This is a genomic window from Halorubrum sp. AD140 (assembly GCF_034497445.1).
In the GTDB taxonomy this organism is placed as follows: Archaea; Halobacteriota; Halobacteria; order Halobacteriales; family Haloferacaceae; genus Halorubrum.
In genome coordinates, this window is record NZ_JAXRUU010000016.1 from 1 (window position 1) to 18,382 (window position 18,382).

At 70.8% G+C, this 18,382-nt stretch carries 14 protein-coding genes and 1 tRNA gene; 8 read left to right on the forward strand and 7 right to left on the reverse strand.

Going from position 1 to position 18,382, the window contains the following annotated elements:
• Positions 1 to 1,512 (forward strand): tRNA uridine(34) 5-carboxymethylaminomethyl modification radical SAM/GNAT enzyme Elp3 (locus U4E84_RS05965; protein WP_322531181.1); only part of this gene is annotated, 1,512 nt, incomplete at its 5' end.
• 42 nt (positions 1,513 to 1,554) lie between these two features.
• Here U4E84_RS05965 and U4E84_RS05970 read toward each other — a convergent pair.
• Positions 1,555 to 2,343, reverse strand: a complete 789-nt coding sequence (locus U4E84_RS05970; RefSeq protein WP_322531182.1) for a formate/nitrite transporter family protein — start codon at positions 2,341 to 2,343, stop codon at positions 1,555 to 1,557.
• A 224-nt stretch (positions 2,344 to 2,567) separates the two neighbouring features.
• Here U4E84_RS05970 and rqcH point away from each other — a divergent pair, with 224 nt between their 5' ends.
• The 4 genes from rqcH (at position 2,568) to U4E84_RS05990 (ending at position 7,719) form a co-directional block, all read left to right on the forward strand.
• Positions 2,568 to 4,784, forward strand: coding sequence for a ribosome rescue protein RqcH (gene rqcH, locus U4E84_RS05975; RefSeq protein ID WP_322531183.1), 2,217 nt, complete (start codon positions 2,568 to 2,570; stop codon positions 4,782 to 4,784).
• Positions 4,785 to 4,869: 85 nt separating this feature from the next.
• Complete coding sequence (locus tag U4E84_RS05980) at positions 4,870 to 5,253, forward strand: DUF5820 family protein (RefSeq protein WP_322531184.1); 384 nt, start codon at positions 4,870 to 4,872, stop codon at positions 5,251 to 5,253.
• A gap of 125 nt (positions 5,254 to 5,378) precedes the next feature.
• Positions 5,379 to 6,878 (forward strand): amidophosphoribosyltransferase, encoded by a 1,500-nt coding sequence (gene purF, locus U4E84_RS05985; protein ID WP_322531185.1) that lies wholly within the window; start codon positions 5,379 to 5,381, stop codon positions 6,876 to 6,878.
• A 112-nt stretch (positions 6,879 to 6,990) separates the two neighbouring features.
• Positions 6,991 to 7,719 (forward strand): halocyanin domain-containing protein, encoded by a 729-nt coding sequence (locus tag U4E84_RS05990; protein ID WP_322531186.1) that lies wholly within the window; start codon positions 6,991 to 6,993, stop codon positions 7,717 to 7,719.
• 16 nt (positions 7,720 to 7,735) lie between these two features.
• On the opposite strand, the gene U4E84_RS05995 is transcribed toward U4E84_RS05990, so the two are convergent.
• Together U4E84_RS05995 and U4E84_RS06000 are read right to left on the reverse strand one after the other, a co-directional pair.
• Positions 7,736 to 8,281: a metal-dependent hydrolase gene (locus U4E84_RS05995; RefSeq protein ID WP_322531187.1), complete on the reverse strand. Its 546-nt coding sequence runs from the start codon at positions 8,279 to 8,281 to the stop codon at positions 7,736 to 7,738.
• A gap of 63 nt (positions 8,282 to 8,344) precedes the next feature.
• Positions 8,345 to 8,905, reverse strand: coding sequence for a DUF420 domain-containing protein (locus U4E84_RS06000; RefSeq protein WP_322531188.1), 561 nt, complete (start codon positions 8,903 to 8,905; stop codon positions 8,345 to 8,347).
• A gap of 151 nt (positions 8,906 to 9,056) precedes the next feature.
• On the opposite strand from U4E84_RS06000, the gene U4E84_RS06005 reads away from it, so the two are divergent.
• From U4E84_RS06005 to mvaD, 3 genes are all read left to right on the forward strand, one after another.
• Positions 9,057 to 9,141 (forward strand) — tRNA-Leu (locus U4E84_RS06005).
• Between the two features lie 546 nt (positions 9,142 to 9,687).
• Positions 9,688 to 11,571: a Glu-tRNA(Gln) amidotransferase subunit GatE gene (gene gatE / locus U4E84_RS06010; RefSeq protein ID WP_322531189.1), complete on the forward strand. Its 1,884-nt coding sequence runs from the start codon at positions 9,688 to 9,690 to the stop codon at positions 11,569 to 11,571.
• Between the two features lie 93 nt (positions 11,572 to 11,664).
• Positions 11,665 to 12,663, forward strand: a complete 999-nt coding sequence (gene mvaD, locus U4E84_RS06015; protein WP_322531190.1) for a phosphomevalonate decarboxylase MvaD — start codon at positions 11,665 to 11,667, stop codon at positions 12,661 to 12,663.
• Positions 12,664 to 12,966: 303 nt separating this feature from the next.
• Here mvaD and U4E84_RS06020 read toward each other — a convergent pair whose 3' ends face one another.
• The 4 genes from U4E84_RS06020 to U4E84_RS06035 form a co-directional block, all read right to left on the reverse strand.
• On the reverse strand, positions 12,967 to 14,508 hold the full coding sequence (locus U4E84_RS06020; RefSeq protein ID WP_322531191.1) for a deoxyribodipyrimidine photo-lyase: 1,542 nt from the start codon (positions 14,506 to 14,508) through the stop codon (positions 12,967 to 12,969).
• Between the two features lie 79 nt (positions 14,509 to 14,587).
• Entirely contained in the window at positions 14,588 to 15,034 is a 447-nt protein-coding gene (locus U4E84_RS06025; protein ID WP_322531192.1) for a phosphate-starvation-inducible PsiE family protein, read from the reverse strand.
• Positions 15,035 to 15,061: 27 nt separating this feature from the next.
• Positions 15,062 to 17,494: a DEAD/DEAH box helicase gene (locus U4E84_RS06030; RefSeq protein WP_322531193.1), complete on the reverse strand. Its 2,433-nt coding sequence runs from the start codon at positions 17,492 to 17,494 to the stop codon at positions 15,062 to 15,064.
• A 131-nt stretch (positions 17,495 to 17,625) separates the two neighbouring features.
• Positions 17,626 to 18,291 carry a GNAT family N-acetyltransferase gene (locus U4E84_RS06035; RefSeq protein WP_322531194.1) on the reverse strand — a complete coding sequence of 222 codons (666 nt, stop codon included), beginning with the start codon at positions 18,289 to 18,291 and terminating at the stop codon, positions 17,626 to 17,628.
• Between the last annotated feature and the right edge of the window lie 91 nt (positions 18,292 to 18,382).

Below are 18,382 nucleotides of genomic sequence, written 5' to 3' on the forward strand. Positions count from 1 at the left end.
GGGGCGGCCCGCGACGACGTGATCGAGGTGGTCCGGCGGAAGCCGGTTCGGACCGCCTCGGGGGTCTCCCCGGTCGCGATCATGACCTCGCCGAAGCTCTGCCCGCACGGGAAGTGCCTCTACTGTCCCGGCGGACCGGCCTCCGAGTTCTCCTCGGCGCAGTCGTACACGGGCCACGAGCCCGCCGCCGCGCGCGGGAAGCAGAACGATTATGACCCGTACGGGCAGGTCACCCTCCGGCTCGAACAGCTCCGGAAGATCGGCCACCCGGTCGACAAGGTCGAGCTCATCCTGATGGGCGGGACCATGACCGCGCGCTCGCACGACTACCAGGAGTGGTTCGTGAAGCGCGCCCTCCAGGCGATGAACGACTACGACCTCGAGACGGAGCCCGAGCCCGCCGAGGGCGAGTCGTTCGCGCCGGACCCCGAGGAGACCGAGTTCGCGTACCTGGAGGACGTGATCGCGGAGAACGAGACCAACGAGATCCGCAACATCGGGACGACGTTCGAGACGAAGCCCGACTGGTGTGACCCCGAGCAGATCGACCGCATGCTCGACCTCGGCGGTACCAAGGTCGAGGTCGGCGTCCAGACCACCTACGAGCGGATCAACCGCGAGATGCACCGCGGGCACGGCAACGAGGCATCCCGCAGCGCGAATCGCCGCCTGCGGGACGCCGCGTTCAAGGTCGGGTTCCACATGATGCCGGGCCAGCCGGGGATGACGCGGGAGATGTGTATCGAGGACTTCCGCCAGCTGTTCGAGAACCCGGACTGGCGGCCCGACTACCTCAAAATCTATCCGACGCTCGTCGTCGGGGGGACCCGCGTGTACGACCGGTGGCGACGCGACGAGTTCGAGCCGCTCTCGAACGAGGAGGCGGCCGACGTCGTCGCCGAGGCGATGGCCCACGTTCCGAAGTACACGCGGCTCCAGCGCGTCCAGCGCGACATCCCCGCCGACTTCATCGAGGGCGGCGTCTGGAAGTCGAACCTCCGACAGCTCGCCGATCGGCGGGCGGAAGAGAAGGGGATCACCCAGCGCGACATCCGCGCCCGCGAGGTCGGCCACAACGACGCCGACCCGGACCCCGACGACGTCGAGCTCGACGTGCTCACCTACGAGGCCGGCGGCGGGACGGAGCACTTCGTCTCGTTCGAGGACCCCGTCCGCGACCTGCTCGTCGGGTTCTGTCGCCTGCGGTTCCCCTCGTTCGCCCCCGACCAGCCCGGGGCCCCCGGCACCGAGGACGACGCGGTCCGCCGCGAGCTCGAGGACGCCGCGCTGATCCGCGAGCTTCACGTGTACGGCAGCGAGGTCGCCATCGGCGACGACGGCGACTGGCAGCATCGGGGATACGGGACGAAACTCCTCGAACGCGCCGAGGAGCTCGCCCGCGACGCCGGCTATCGCAAGCTGGCGGTCATCTCCGGGATCGGCGCCCGCGAGTACTACCGGAACAAGCTCGGCTACCACCAGGACGGGCCGTACGTGTCGAAGCGGCTCTGAGAACCCCGATCGTCGGCGGCTCGGCGCCCGTCCCCGGCGACGCTAGTCGTTCGACTCCCGTGCGCCCATCGCCTGTGCGACGTGCGTGGTCGCGACCAGGCCGATCCCACCGACGAGGTTGCCGGCCGTCGCGACGAGGCCGACGGTCGCCAGCGTCCCGAACCCGAGGGGGACGCCGGACAGTACCCCGAAGACCGCGTGTAGCAGGGTGACGACGACGTGGTCGAAGGGACCGAGGGCCAGCAGAAAGCCGACGAGATAGGCCAACACGAGACGGCTTCCGACGCTGTTCACGGCGACGAGGAGGAACGAGAGGAGCGAAACGAGCGCCCCGCCGACGATGGCGCTGGCGAAGCGGGCGAGCGGTCCTCGGTTCGCGATCTCCTCGGCGCTCCCGGCCAACGCCTCGACCGCCTCCGCCGGAAGCGCTCCCTCGACGGTGAACACGAGCACGAACAGGGCGCCCCCAACGAGGTTGAAGACGAACGTGAGCGTCCACAGGCGGAGCAGCGACCCGATCATCTCCGTCTCCCGCCGTTCGGCCATCGTCGCCATCGGATCGAAGAAGTTCTCGTTGAACAGCTCGGCTCGTCCGACGACCAAGAGTACCACTCCGATACCGAACGCGAGGGCACCGACGACGTGGGCGACGTCCCCGAACTGCGGTTCGACGGCGGCGTGCACGATCCCCTGTGCCACGATGCCGAACACGATCGTGAATCCCGCGATGAAACTGGTCGACACGAGCTCGAGCAGCGACTGGTCGAGACGCCGCTTCCCCTCCTCGGCTGCCCGGCGGAATATTTCGGACGGAACGGGAGCCGCGGTCATACGCGACCCTTCGTCGGTCGGACGGAATAGTATACGTCAGTTATCGCCATCGGAACGCCGCACGAGCGCTCTCGGACGGCACTCTCGTCCGCTTCCGATCGGTGCTCGTCCGTCGAGGGACGGAGCGTTCGCCAATGGATCGCTCGCCGCGTCGTCGCTCGCGCCCCGCTCGGGGCGTCCCCACAACGACACGCCTTTTTCCGGGCCGGCTGTCTCTGTCGTGTATGGACCAGAAGCGGGAGCTGTCGAGCATCGACCTCGCGGCCCTCGTCACCGAGCTCAATCGGTACGAGGGGGCGAAGGTCGACAAGGCGTACCTCTACGACGACGACCTGCTCCGGCTGAAGCTCCGCGACTTCGACCGCGGCCGCGTCGAGCTCATGATCGAGGTCGGGGACGTCAAACGCGCCCACGTCGCGGCCCCCGAACACGTCGCCGACGCCCCGGGCCGCCCGCCGAACTTCGCGAAGATGCTGCGTAACCGCATGTCCGGCGCCGACTTCGCGGGCGTCAGCCAGTACGAGTTCGACCGGATCCTCACCTTCGAGTTCGAGCGCGAGGACGAGAACACGACCCTCGTCGCCGAGCTGTTCGGGCAGGGGAACATCGCCGCGCTCGACGAGACGGGCGAGGTCGTCGGGTCGCTGTCGACGGTCCGGCTGAAGTCCCGGACGGTCGCGCCCGGCGCGCAGTACGAGTACCCCGCCTCGCGGCTCAACCCCCTCGACGTGAGTCTCGGCGGGTTCGAGCGGCACATGCGCGACTCCGACAGCGACGTGGTGCGGACCCTCGCCACGCAGCTCAACCTCGGCGGGCTCTACGCCGAGGAGGTGTGCACTCGCGCCGGGGTCGAGAAGGAGACGCCCGTCGAGGAGGCGACGGACGACCAGCTCCGCGCGCTCCACGAGGCGCTCGAACGGATCGGCGAGCGGCTCCGCTCCGGCGACGTCGACCCGCGCGTGTACGAGGAGGCGCTCGAGGGAGGCGGTGACGACGGCGAGTCCGCCGCGGACCCCCGCGTCGTCGACGTCACGCCCTTCCCGCTCGCGGAACACGAGGGGCTCCCCAGCGTCGGGTTCGACTCCTTCAACGCCGCCGTCGACGAGTACTTCTACCGGCTCGACCGCGAGGGCGGAGGCGACGACGCGGCCCCCGCCGACGCCAGCCCGTCCCGCCCCGACTTCGAGGAGGAGATCGCCAAGCAGGAGCGGATCATCGAGCAGCAGCGGGGCGCGATCGAGGGGTTCGAGGAGCAGGCCGAGGCGGAACGGGAGCGCGCGGAGCTGCTGTACGCCAACTACGACCTCGTCGACGAGGTGCTCTCGACGGTGCGGGACGCGCGCGAGGCGGAGGTCCCCTGGGAGGAGATCGCCGAGACCCTCGACGCGGGGGCGGAGCAGGGGATCCCGGCCGCGGAGGCCGTCGTCGACGTCGACGGCGGCGCGGGGACCGTGACCGTCGAGCTCGCCGACGGTCACGACGGGAGCGACGAGAGCGACGGGGACGGCGACTCGGTCCGCGTCGAGCTCGACGCGAGCACCGGCGTCGAGGTCAACGCCGACCGGCTGTACCAGGAGGCGAAGCGAATCGAGGCGAAGAGGGAGGGCGCGATGGAGGCCATCGAGTCGACGCGCCGGGAGCTAGAGGCCGTCGAGAAGCGAAAAGCGGAGTGGGAGGCGAAGGAGGCGGCCGACGAAGACGGCGGGAGCGGTGACGACGAAGAGGGCGACGAAGACGAGGCGGAGTACGAGACCGACTGGCTCTCGCGCGCCTCGATCCCGATCCGGCGCCCCGATGACTGGTACGACCGCTTCCGGTGGTTCCACACGTCGACCGGCTACCTCGTCATCGGCGGTCGCAACGCGGACCAGAACGAGGAGCTGGTGAAAAAGTACATGGGCAAACACGACCGGTTCTTCCACACGCAGGCGCACGGAGGACCGGTGACGCTGCTGAAGGCCTCGGGACCCTCAGAGTCCGCGGACCCGGTCGACTTCTCCGAGGAGACGCTGCGGGAGGCCGCGCAGTTCGCCGTCTCGTACTCCTCGGACTGGAAGGACGGTCGCGGCGCGGGCGACGCGTACATGGTCGAGCCCGATCAGGTGTCGAAGACGCCCGAGAGCGGCGAGTACATCGAGAAGGGGAGCTTCGTGATCCGCGGCGACCGCACGTACTTCGAGGACGTCCCCTGTCGGGTCGCCGTCGGCGTCCAGTGCGAGCCCGTCACGCGGGCCATCGGGGGACCGCCGTCGGCGATCGTCGACCGCGCGGCGACGAGCGTCACGCTCGAACCCGGGATGTACGCGCAGAACGACGCGGCGATGATGGTCTACCGAGAGCTGAAAGGGCGGTTCGCCGACCAGTCGTTCGTGCGGAAGGTGGCGAGCGCTGACCAGCTCCAGGAGTTCCTGCCGCCGGGCGGGTCGGACATCGTGGACTGAGGCGCCCGCTCGACGGTCGCGGCCGACCGACGCTCTCCCCCGGCCGGAGCGCGACCCTTTCAAGCCTCCGCCCCCGACTCGGCCCATGAGCTTCGAGGCGCTGCCGGAGGGTTGGCGGGTGTGGAACGAGGAGCCGAGCGGACGCGCCATCCTCGTCTACCGACCCGACGTGTTCGACGGCGACGACCTCCCCCCCGAGTGTCTGCCGACCATCTACCTCACGAACGGCGCGCGAAACGACCGCCCGGGCGCGGGCCAGTACGCGACCGACGAGTGGCACGTCGTCCTCTTCTTGGAGCCCGAGGTCGAGGCGGTCTCGGAGACGCACGACGACCGCGAGGCGGGCGCGGCCGCGGCCGTCGAGGTCGCGGCGCGGTTCGCCGCCGGCGACGTGGACTACCGCGCCGCCTACCAGGTGCCGCGCGAGGGGTACTTCGAGCGGCTGGACGAGTGCGTCGACGGGGAGTGAGCCGGACGCGTCGGCCGCGGCCACACCGATTTCGATCCGTGTTCGTGGATATATTTCCCAGGCGCACTCCGGATAGCACCACGAACACGAGGATTTTTATCGCCTCACGCCCCACCCTCGCGTACATGAACGCCGGTGGGGACCACACCGTCGACGAGCCGCGAGAGAAGTGCGGCGTCGTCGGCATCTCGCTCGCCGACCGCGAGGCCGCGCGGCCGCTGTACTACGCGCTGTACGCGCTCCAACACCGCGGGCAGGAGTCCGCCGGGATCGTCACGCACGACGGGTTCCAACAGCACAGCCACGTCGAGCGCGGGCTCGTCGGCGACGCCTTCGAGGAGGGGGACCTGGCGTCGCTGTCGGGCGGGACCGGGATCGGCCACGTCCGATACCCGACCGCCGGCAGCCTCGACAAGAGCTGCGCACAGCCCTTCTCGGTCTCCTTCAAGTCCGGCTCGCTCGGGCTCTCGCACAACGGAAACCTCGTGAACGCCGACGAGGTGCGCGCGGAGCTCGCCGCGGCGGGCCACGCGTTCACCTCCGACGGCGACACCGAGGTGATCGCCCACGACCTCGCGCGCAACCTCTTGGAGGAGGACCTCGTCCGGGCGGTCAAACACACGATGAACCGGATCCACGGCTCCTACTCGCTGGCTATCGCGCACGACGACACCGTCCTGGGCGTGCGCGACCCGCTCGGGAACCGGCCGCTGTGTCTCGGGGAGGTCGACGGCGGCTACGTGCTCGCCAGCGAGTCGGCCGCCATCGACACCCTCGACGGGGAGCTGATCCGCGACGTGCGCCCGGGCGAGCTCGTCGTGTTGGACCCCGACGGGACCGGCTACGACACCTACCAGCTCGTCGAGCGCGACGCCACCGCGCACTGCTTCTTCGAGCACGTCTACTTCGCGCGTCCCGACTCCGTCATCGACGAGAACCTCGTGTACGAGGTCCGCCGGAAGCTGGGCCGAAAGCTCTGGGCGGAGTCCGGCGTGGAGTCGGACGTCGTGATGCCCGTCCCCGACTCGGGGCGGGCGTTCGCCTCCGGCTACGCCGACGCCGCGGCCGAGACGACCGCGACCGGCGAGCCCCGCGCGGAGGGCGACGCGGGGATCGAGTTCGCCGAGGGGCTGATGAAGAACCGCTACGTCGGGCGGACGTTCATCATGCCGACGCAGGACGAGCGCGAGCGCGCGGTCCGGCTGAAGCTCAACCCGATCAGATCGACCGTGGAGGGGAAGTCGGTCACCATCATCGACGACTCGATCGTCCGGGGGACCACGTCGACACAGCTCGTCGAGCTCGTCCGCGAGGCGGGCGCTGAGGAGGTACACCTCCGGATCGGTGCCCCGGAGATCGTCGCCCCCTGCTACTTCGGCATCGACATGGCGACCCGCGAGGAGCTGATCGCCGCCGCCGCCTCCACCGAGGAGATCCGCGAGGCGGTCGGCGCCGACTCGCTGTCGTACCTCTCCATCGACGCCGTCGCGGAGGCGCTCGGGGAGAGCCGCGCCGACCTGTGTCTCGGCTGCGTCACCGGCGAGTACCCCTTCGATGTCGAGGGCGAGGAGACCGACCGCGAGCTCGGGGGCGACGCGCTCGATCCGACGCCCGCGGACGACTGACGGTCCGGATCCGACGCCCGCGGACGACTGGCGCCGACGGCCGCCGCGGTCGTTCTCTCCGACTGACGCAGCGATCGGGAATTTAAATACGCCGACGCCGGGATGTAGGGACATGACATCCGACGCCGACGCCGACGACGCCACGATGAGCCGCCGCGGGCTGTTCAGGGCGGGCGCAGCGGGCGCTGCCGTCGCGACCGGTCTCGCCGCCGGAACCGGGAGCGCGGCCGCCCAGTACGACGGGTGGCTCGACGACGTGGACAACTACGACGGCACCGTCGACTACACCGGCGAAGACGAGGTCACCGTTGAGGTCGGCACGGGCGACAGCGGACTCCTCTTCGAACCGGCCGCGATCCTCGTCGACGCCGGCGCGACCGTCGTCTGGGAATGGACCGGGGAGGGGGGCGCACACAACGTCGTCGCCGAGGACGAGACGTTCGACAGCGGCGACCCGGTGGACGAGGAGGGGGAAACCTTCGAGCACACCTTCGAGGACGCCGAGGAGGGGGACACGTTCAACTACCTCTGTGTCCCGCACGAGTCGGTTGGCATGAAGGGCGCGGTCGCCGTCGGCGAGGTCGACGACGACCTCATCGATCCCGACGATGGAGACGGCGGAGACGGAGACGGCGGAGACGGAGACGATGGCGGGGACGGTGACGACGGCGAGGACGGCGAGGACGGCGGGGACGGAGACGATGGCGGAGACGGCGGAGACGGCGGCCGCGATCTCACTCCGGGCGACCTCGGCGCACTCGCGCTCGGCTTCGGATTCGCCGGCGCGCTCCTCGTCCCGCTGTTCTACGCGGCCCACCGGATGGCGACCAACGAGAAGTAGGGCGACGGCTCCCGGATCACCGGTCGCTTCTTCGACCAGGACCGCCGCCGAACCGCGACCGCAACGCGACGACGAGCGCCGTCAGCCACAGCGCGACTTCGAGCAGAAAAGAGGGGCTCCCGACGTAGTACAGCGCGAACTCGCCCGGCGGGATCGCGAGCGGACTGGACCGCGTCAGGACCGGCCACGCGAGGAACAGCGCGTCGTTCGCCCGGCCGTTCAGGACCACGTGGAGCGCGTCGAGCGCGAGGTGCGACCCCCAGCCGACCGCGGCCGCGAGTCCGCGGCGCCGATTCCTCGTGGCAACGGCGATTGCGAGGGGAGCGAGCAGCGCGGAGTGACCGACCGACTGATAGACGTCGACGACCCTGAGCGCGCCCAGCGGCTTGTCGACGACGTCCGGGAGCGCCGCGCCGCCGACGAGCCACGCCGTCGAGAGCGCCGGTGCGTCGTCGAGGCGCCGTCGAACTCGTGGGTGACCAGAGAGCCACCCGATACAGACGGCGACGAGGAGATGGGTCCCGAACAGCACGCCGGTCTGTACGGCTGGCGACGGCTTCAAGTTTCGTCGGTGTGGTCGGCGCCGTCAGCGTGGTCGGCGTGGACGGCGCCGTCACCGAGTACCTCAGAACGCGTGGTACAGCATGACGTACACGCCGATCCCCATCGTGAACGAGATCAGCCAGAGGACGGCGGCGACGAGGCCGACCTGCGCGTGACGCGTGTGGTACAGCTCCTCGTACGGGCGGGTCGCCGCCAGCAGGAGCGCGTGGAAGACGAACGGGACGCACGCGATCGCGAGCAGGATGTGGATCCCGAGGAACGGGAGGTAGAGGTAGGTGTAGGCGGTCTCCGGACCGGGGAACTCGGCGGTGCCGACGTGGATCAGCCGGTAGAGGTACGCGGCGAGGAAGGCGACGAAGAGCCCGAACGACGTCAGCATGAGCGCGCGGTGCCGGCGCACGTTCCCGCGGGAGATCGCGCGCCACCCGAAGAGGATGGTGGCGATGGCGGTCGCGGAGACGGCGGCGTTGAAGTGCGGGATCGCGGCGAGCGCGGCGTCGCTCGCGCGCGGGAGGACGGCGCTCGGGATCGCGCCGCCGACGGCGCCGAACACCGCGGCGAGCGCGACGACGGAGCACAGGGCGGTCAGAAGCGGGACGTTCTCGCGGGCCCACTCGAACATGACGCGTCCGACGGACTCCGTCCCCAAACGCGTGCCGGTTCCGGCGGCGCCCTCGGCCCCGATTCCGATGTCACTGCCCGACACCCCACTGCCGAATGGAAGGGCTTTTAATCGGGGGAAGGATACGTGGAGATGCGACAGAACGCCGCGAGCGTGGGTAGCCAAGCCAGGCCAACGGCGCAGCGTTGAGGGCGCTGTCCTGTAGAGGTCCGCCGGTTCAAATCCGGTCCCACGCATCGCACGGGGTCCACCCCCACGATGCACGGTGTTGTCTCTACGACAGCACCCACGCACAATTCCTTTCGACCGTTACGCGTGGAGTGGCTACTTTATACTGGGCGCTGAGATGGCGAGTGGTTCCAAAGCCGCGGTCGTTCGCTTATAAATTGCTGATCACGGATCGACGATGAACACCTCCAAAGCCCCAGCCGCGAGGACTCGATGGGCTCGCTGCGGTCCTCAGTCGGTCGCTTACGCTCCCTCCTTGCGGTCCTTGTGTCGCCCGTCTTCGTCCTCGCAGCTGCCCCTTTGAATCCCGCCCACCCGCTACCGCCCCGCACCTCACGCCTCCCCAGCCTCGTCAGTCGCCCTCCGCGTTGCTCCGGGCGACTGACTCCCTCGCGGGCTCCTCGCGGGCCGGTGGCCCGCTCGGAGGCGCGCCACCACCGAGTTCACTTATAAACCGTGTCGTCAGTATCGCTCTCCGACGCTCTTTCTCACGGTCGCTGGCGGCTCCCGCGAACTGCCACCCTTTTAGTTCCGGCCTGCCGGAGTAGCGCGTAATGAGTACGGACGCGACCCCCGAGTACGACCACGAGGAGCTGGGGCTCGTCGCCGGCCTGGAGATCCACCAGCAGCTGGACACGGAGACGAAGCTGTTCTGCGACTCCCCGACGACCGAACGCGACCCCGAGGCGGCCGACCGCGAGCTCACACGCCGGCTCCATCCGACGAAGAGCGAGCTGGGCGAGCTCGACGACGCGGCGATGGAGGAGAGCCGCGTCGACCGCGAGTTCACCTACCTCGCGTACGACACCACCTGCCTCGTCGAGGAGGACGACGAGCCGCCCCGCCGGGTCGACGACGAGGCGCTCTCCGTGGCCCTCCAGATCGCCGACCTGCTCGACGTGAGCGTCGTCGACCAGGCGCACGTGATGCGGAAGCTCGTGATCGACGGCTCGAACACCTCCGGGTTCCAGCGGTCGATCCTGCTCGGCCAGGAGGGCGCGATCGAGACGAGCGAGGGGACCATCTCCATCGCCGACCTCATGCTCGAAGAGGAGTCGGCCAAGCGCGTCGAGGAGACCGAGGAGGGCGTCGTCTTCTCGCTCGACCGCCTCGGCGTCCCCCTCGTGGAGATCGGGACGGGTCCGGACATCCGGAGCCCCGAGGGCGCCCGCGAGGCCGCCGAGCGCATCGGCATGCTGTTGCGCTCGACGGGAGCGGTCAAGCGCGGGCTCGGCACGATCCGCCAGGACGTGAACGTCTCCATCGCCGACGGCGCCCGCGTCGAGGTGAAGGGCGTACAGGACCTGCAGGGGATCGAGGACATCGTCCGCGAGGAGGTCGGTCGACAGGCCGAGCTGCTCGCGATCCGCGACGAGCTCCGCGAGCGCGACGCGAGCGTGGGCGACGTCGTCGACGTGACCGACGTCTTCGCGGACACCGACTCGGGTGTCATTCGCGGCGCGCTCGACTCGGGCGGGACGGTGACCGCGGTCCCCCTCTTCGGCTTCGACGGTCTCGTGGGACGCGAGATTCAGCCGGACCGCCGGCTCGGCACCGAGCTCTCCGATCACGCCAAGCGCCACGGCGCGGGCGGGATCTTCCACACTGACGAGCTTCCGGCGTACGGCGTGACGGACGCGGAGGTCGAGGCCCTCCGCGAGGCGGTGGGCGCCGGACCCGAGGACGCGGTGGCGATCGTCGCGGCCGACCCGGAGACGGCCGACCTCGCGATCGAGGCCGCCGCCGACCGCGCGGCCGCCGCCATCGAGGGCGTCCCCGAGGAGACCCGCGGCGCCAACGACGACGGGACCACGCGGTACCTCCGGCCCCTCCCCGGCGCCGCGCGGATGTATCCGGAGACGGACGTGCCGCCGGTCGAGCCGGACCCGACCGAGGTCGACCGCCCCGAGCTGCTCGACGAGAAGACCGACCGCTACGTCGAGCAGTTCGGGCTGGACCGCGGGCTCGCAGAGCAGGTCGCGTTCGGGCGGCGCTTCCCCCTGTTCGAGACCGCGGTCGACCGCGGCGTCGACCCCACCTTCGCGGCGTCGACGCTGGAGTCGACGACGACGGAGATCCGCCGCGAGGGGGCGTCCGTCGAGAAGTTGACCGACGACCACTTCCTCGCGCTGTTCGACCTCGTCGAGGGCGGCGACCTCGCGAAGGAGGGCGTCCCCGAGGTGCTGACGACGCTCGCGGCGAACCCGGAGCTCTCGGCGGCCGAGGCTGTCGAGGAGGCGGGGCTCTCCGGCGTGAGCGAGGCGGACGTGCGCGAGGCGGTCGTCGAGGTCGTCGAGCGCAACGCCGACCAGGTCGAGGCCGAGGGGATGGGCGCGTTCTCCGGGCTGATGGGCGAGGCGATGGGCGCGCTGCGCGGGAAGGCCGACGGCGAGGTCGTCTCCGAGGTGCTGCGCGAGGAGATCGGCGAGCGGACGTAGGGGTCGTCGCGGGCGGTCGCTCGTCTCCCTCGGGCATCGTTCCGTCTCCCGCCCATCGCAACGACTAATCGTACGCCGAACGCGTCTCGAGGTATGACCGGCAAGGCCACCGCGCGAGCCCACCCGATCCAGGGTCTCGTCAAGTACCACGGGATGCGCGACCCGGGGCTCCGGCTCCCGTACCACGACAGCATCAGCCTCTGTACCGCCCCGACCGCGACGACGACGACCGTCGAGTGGCAGCCCGACGCGAGCGGTGACGCGTACGTCATCGGCGGCGAGGAGGTCGACGGGCGCGCCGCCGAGCGCATCGACATGGTCGTCGAGCACGTGCGCGACCTGGCCGGCGTCGACGCCGCCGTCAGGCTGGAGAGCGAGAACTCCTTCCCGTCCAACATCGGGTTCGGCTCCTCGTCGTCCGGGTTCGCGGCCGCCGCGCTCGCCCTCGTGGAGGCCGCGGGGCTCGATCTGACGCTCCCCGAGGTCTCCACGGTCGCCCGCCGGGGCTCCTCCTCGGCCGCCCGCGCAGTCACCGGGGCGTACTCCCGGCTCGACGCCGGCCTCAACGACGACGACTGCCGCTCGCACCGACTGGACGTCGGCGTGAGCGAGGACGGCTTCGACCCCGAGGAGGACCTCCGGATCGTCGCCGCGCACGTCCCCGCGTACAAGGAGACGGAGGAGGCGCACCGCGAGGCGGCCGCGAGCCACATGATGCAGGCGCGGACCGCCCACGTGCAGGACCAGCTCGTCGAGATGACCGACGCCCTCCGCGAGGGTGACTTCGACCGGATCTTCGAGACGGCCGAGCACGATTCGCTCTCCCTGACGGCCACCACGATGACCGGCCCCGCCGGCTGGGTGTACTGGCAGCCGGAGACGATCGCCGTGTTCAACGCGGTCCGCGAGCTTCGAGAAGCGGGCGTCCCCGTCTACTTCTCGACGGACACCGGCGCCTCGGTGTACGTGAACACGCTGGCCGACCACGCGGACGACGTGGAGGGCAGGATCGCCGAGATCGGCGTCGACACCGACGTCTGGGAGGTCGGCGGCCCGGCGCGCGTCCTCGACGAGAGCGAGGCGCTGTTTTAAATAAAACCGCGGCGCGGTGGCGCGTGCCGCCGAGCGCCCGAAGGACGCGAGGCGCACGCGCGAGGGACGCCGCGAACGCCCGTAGGGCGTGAGCGGCGAGGCTGGGGAGGTGTGAGGCGCGGTGCTGTGCGAGATGGGGTGTGACTCAAAGAGGCAGCCGCGGGGCGAAGCACGCCACAGTAAGCACCGCAGTGACGGAGCGGTAGTGACTGAGTGAGGCGCGAAACAAGGCGTGCGAGCCGTCGGGGCTGGGGCTTTGGAGGTGTTCGCCGTCACAGCGACTCCGTATCCATCGTCGCCCGCTCATTCGTCCGGGTCCTCGCCGCGCGCCCGCTTGTACATCGCTAACGCCGCCTCGCGGCGCTCCGAGTGGTCGACGATCGGCGCCGAGTAGTCGGGCGCCGCGTTCGCGCGCTGCGTGGACGAGAGCTCGTGCCACTCGTGGATGCGGTCGGCGTCGACCCCCTGCAGTTCGGGGACGTATCGCTTGATGTACTCCGCGTCGGGGTCGTACCGCTCGCCCTGCGTCATCGGGTTGAAGATCCGGAAGTAGGGCTGGGCGTCGGTTCCGGTGGAGGCCGCCCATTGCCAGCCGCCGGTGTCGTTGGCGGTGTCGTGGTCCGCCAAGTGCTCCCGAAAGTGGTCGTAGCCGTGCCGCCAGTCGGCGAGCAGGTCCTTCGTGAGGAAGGAGGCGACGACCATCCGCACGCGGTTGTGCACGAACGCCTCCGCGCGGAGCTGGCGCATCCCGGCGTCGACGATGGGGTAGCCGGTCTCGCCGCGCTCCCACGCCGCGATCTCCTCGGGGTCGTCGCGCCACGCGATCCCCTCCTCGTACGTCCTGAAGTTCTCCGTCACCAGCTCGGGGTTGTGGTACAACACCTGGACGTAGAACTCCCGCCACGCGAGCTGCTGCTGGTACTCCTCGACCGCGGCGACCGGGCCCTCCTCGTCGTCGCCGTCTCCCCCGTCTCCGTCCGCTCCAGCCGTTCCGTCGGCCGCTGCCCGCTCTTCCGCCGCGGCCCTCGCGCGCTCCGTCGCCTCGTAGACCTCTCGCACGCCGATCTCGCCGTATTTGAGGAACGCCGACATCCGGGAGGTCGCCTCGCGAGCGGGGTAGTCGCGCTCCGCGTCGTACGAGAACACCGCCTCCGAGAGGAACGCGTCGAGGCGGTCGCGGGCGGCCTCGGTCCCCGCGGGGCCGACGTCGGCCTCGGGCTCCGCGAAGCCCAGATCGGCGGGCGCGGGCAGGTCCCCCACGACGACGCGGTCGGTCGCGACGCCGCCGTCGGCGAGGGCGCCGCCGTCCGTGCTCACCGCCGCCGAAAGCGCGTCGGCGTCGACGAGGTCGCTCGCTCCCGGCGTCGGCGCCGGCGGCTCGGTCTCGCGGTCGGTCCACTTCCGCCAGTAGTAGGTGTACACCGAGTACGGGTCGCCGGCGTTCGTGCGGATCGAGTCCGGCGTGTGCAACACCGCGTCGTGGTGGGCCTCGCGGTCGGTTCCGACGGCGTTGAGCGCCTTCCGGACCTGAGCGTCCCGCTCGCGGGCGAGCCCCGAGTAGTCCCGGTTCCAGACGACGCGGTCGGCGTCGAGGGCCTCGGCCAGCTCCGGGAGCACGGTCTCCGGGTCGCCGCGGGCGACGAGGAGGTCGCTCCCGCGGTCCCGGTAGTCCTCCCGCAGCGCCGCGAGACCGTCGAGCAGACGGCGGACCCGCACGTCGCTCGCGTGTGCGAGCACGTCGTCATCGAAGACGAACGCGCCCGCGACCTCGTCCCGGTCGGCCGCGGCCGCGAGCCCGACGTTGTCCGCGATCCTGAGGTCCCGCCGGTGCCAGAACAGCTCCATGGGATCCGCACGGGTGCGAGTACCGTGAAAGCACCGGCGGCGGGCGCCGGCAACACGGACACGGCGACGGGTACGAGGCCTACAGCTCCGGTCGCCCGGGGACGCTCACGCGGTCGAGCAGAAAGTAGCCGACGGTGAGCGCGAGTACCAGCACGGCGATAGAGAGCGCGGCCAGCAGGGTTTCCTCGCCCGTCCCGTAGTCCTCCAGGCGGAAACTGATCGCGCGGCGGGCGACCGCGATGATCGACGCGCTGACGACGATCCGGAGGACGGGCTTACCCCTGGCGTACGCGACCAGTGTCCGGTGGACCTCGACGATGATCAGCAGGAGGAGGACGCTGTCGAGGAGCCCGACGACCTCGTTCGGGTCGGTGAAGTTGCCGGCGACGAGCAGTCGGTACAGCGATAGGAACAGGTCGAACACACCGATGAGGAACAACAGGAGGAGGAAGTACGCGGCGCCGAGCACGAGCCACTCCATCGCCACCGCGGCCGGATCGGTCGCGTCGTCGAGGTCGAACGCCATGTAGTCACCTCGGCCGGCCACGGCAAGTCAGTTGTGCCGGCGAACGGGGGAGAGGGCCTCCAGCAGGTGGACCGCCGGCGCCTTCGCGAGCGGGTCGTTGGCGTTGCCGCAGTGGGGAGACTGGACGCAGGCCGGACAGCCGCCCTCGCAGTCGCAGCCGTCGATGAGCCGGGCGGTGCGGGCCAGCAGCTCCTCGATCCGCTCGTGACCCCGGCGCGTGAGCCCGACCCCGCCCGGGTAGCCGTCGTAGACGAACACCGCGGGCGCATCGGTGTGCGGGTGGTACGGCGTCGAGAGGCCGCCCACGTCGGCGCGGTCACAGAGCAGGTGGAACGGGAACAGCGAGATGAGCCCGTGTTCGGCCGCGTGGATCCCGCCGTTGAAGGCGTACTCGCCGTCGGGTGCGGCCTCGCTCGCTCCGTCCCCAGACGCTTCCTCGCCGCCGTCGGTCGCCGCTTCCGTGTGTCCGTCGCTCCCCTCACGGCTCCCGATCGCCCGCATCTCCGACTCCAGGTCGGCGGGAACCGGAAAGTACAGCGCCTTCGTGCGGAGCGTCGTCTCCGGCAGGTCGAGCGTCGACTCGCCGAGCGAGTCGCCGGTCGTGGCGTCCTTCCGGACGAACCCCGTGATCCGCTCGGTGACCGTCACGTCCGCGAACCGGACCGGGACGTCGGCGCGCGCGGCGAGCGCCCGCTCCGCGAGGTCCTCGTTCACGACGACGTGCTTCTCGGTGAGCGGCTGCGTGTAGTAGTCGGCCCACGAGGACCGCAGCTCGGCCACGTCGCGGTCGAGGTCCAGCGCCGTCACCTCGTAGGTGCGCCCCTGCTGGTGGTAGATCGCGCCGGGGTGGGCGTCGCGCAGGGCGTCGCCGAACCCGAGGGAGGCCACCGTCTCGTTCCGCGAGGCGTCGATCAGGTCGACCTCGCGGTCGCCCGCGGTCCGGAGGCTCACGGACTGTTGCGGGCTCGACGGCCCGGCGTGGGTCCACCGCAGCCCGTCGGCGGTCTCCCGCCTGTCCAGGACGCCCTCGTCGGTCAGGTCGGCGACGACGCCCGGGAACGACGCGCCGAAGAAGCGCTCGTCGTCGGGCGAGAGCCAGCTCTCATCGGCCGCGCAGGCGACGTGGTTGGGGAGGAGCTGACCGTTCTCGGGGTCGCAGATCGCGTCCTCCGGCGGCGCCTCGAAGAAGTCGTCCGGGTTTCGCATGAGGTACTGGTCGAGCTGGTCCTCGCCGCCGACCAGCACGACCAGCGCGGGGTCGTCGCCGCGCCCCGCCCGCCCCGCGCGCTGGTGAGCCGACATCCGCGTACCGGGGTAGCCGTCCAGGATCACGGCGTCGAGTCCCCCGACGTCGACGCCGAGTTCGAGGGCGTTCGTCGACCAGACGCCCCGGAGCTCGCCCGCGTGGAGGTCGGCCTCGATCTCCCGGCGGCGCTCGTCCGTCAGGGCCGCCTGGTACGCGCCGACCCGACTCGCCAGCTCGCGCTCGCCGCGCTCCCGGAGGTCGCTGGCGCTGTCGGTGGCGTACTGCTCCGCGGTCTGGCGCGCCCGCGTGAACGCCAGCGTCTGCGCGCCGGCGGTCACCAGGTCACAGAAGAGCCGTTTGCTCTCGGTGTGGCTCGACTTCCGGCGGCCGCTCCCGCGCTCGGCCCAGTCGTCGTCGTACTCCGGCGGGTTCCACAGCACCCAGTCGCGCGGCCCCCGACCCGACGCGTCCTCGTCGACGAGGGCGACCCCGTCCGGGTCGCGGCCGGTCACCGCCGCGACGTGTTCGACGGGGTTGTTGATCGTCGCCGAACAGCAGACGAACCGCGGGCTCGACCCGAACCGCTCGCAGGTCCGCGCCAGCCGACGCAGAGTCATGGCGACCTGCGAGCCGAACACCCCGCGGTAGCTGTGCACCTCGTCGATCACGACGTACTCCAGCGACGAGAAGAACCACTCCCACAGGCGCCCGGCGTACGGGAGCAGCGCGTAGTGGAGCATGTCGGGATTCGACAGCAGGACGGTCGGCTCGCGGTCGCGCACGTCGCGCTTCTCGCTCCGCGAGAGCCGGCCCGTGTACGACTCGACCGAGACGCCGCTGCCGAAGCCGAGCCCGTGAGCGAGCTCGCTCAGGCTCTCCTCCTGGTCGGCGATCAGCGCGTTCTGCGGTCCGAGGTAGAGTGTCCGTCCCCCGTGGTCCATCGCCGCCTCGAAGGCGGGGACGGCGTACGCGAGCGACTTCCCGCTCGCCGTCTCGGTGGCGAGCACGACGTCGTCGCCGCCGCGAACCGCCTCGATCGCGTCGGCTTGGTGGCGGTAGAGGCGGTCAATCCCCGCCTTCGCGAGGGCGTCGGCCATCCGGGGCGCGAGGTCGACGTCACCGAACGCGGGCTCGCGGGCGGGGAGGCGGCGGTGATCGGCGATCTGTCCCTCGTAGAAGGGCCGGTCCCGCAGCCACTCGATGGCGTCGTCCACGGTTACGGTAGCCTGGGGACGGTGATGCCTAACGGTTGTGGTGATCGCGTGTGCTCAGGCGTCGGCTCCGGCGAGGGGGCGTCGCGGCCCGGAGCGGGCGTCGCGGCCGCCGAGCAGGCAGAACGGCGCGATCAGTCGTCCGCTGGGGGCCGCACGGACGCTGTGTCGCCCGACGGAACTCCGGCGGGCGGCTCCGCCGATCCCTCCCGAACGATCGGCGGCCAGCGGACCTCGGTCGCGATCGGGTCGTCGAGGTCGAGTCGCATCCGGAGGTCGCCTCGACGCTCGACGACCTCGAACCCGACCGTCCGGTACACGCTCCGGGCGGCGCGGTTGCCGGTCTCGACGTGGAGCTCGATCCCCTCGCGGCCCGCGGCGGCAGCGTCCGCGATCACGTGACGGCACAGTTCCGTCCCCACGCCGCGGTCCTGTGCGTCCGGGTGGACGAAGACGGCGAGCTCGGGGACCGCCGCGTCGGTCGGCGTGTACATCGCGTGGCCGAAGGGCTCGCCGCCCCGCTCCGCGACGACGTTGCTCCCCTCGGTCAGCATCGCTCGCACCCACTCGACTCGCCGGCTCCGGCTCACCGGGGGGAGCCCCTGCGCGCGGTCCGAGCGACCGAACCGCTCGTACATCTCGACGAGGAACCGCTCGTCCTCGTCGACCGCGGGCCGGACCGTCCAGCGCGCGCCCTCCTTGTCGACGAACCGGGGACACCGGGGCGGACAGTGGACCGTGCCCTCGCACCCGCTCGCGTCCCACCCAACGCAGGCGCCGTCGGTGCCGTGGTGGCTCATGAGTGGTCCTCCGTTCCCCGGCGGGTTATATCGTGACAGCTGCTCCCACGGCGTGGGAACGATCGAGCGATCGGAACCGAGCGGGTTCGCT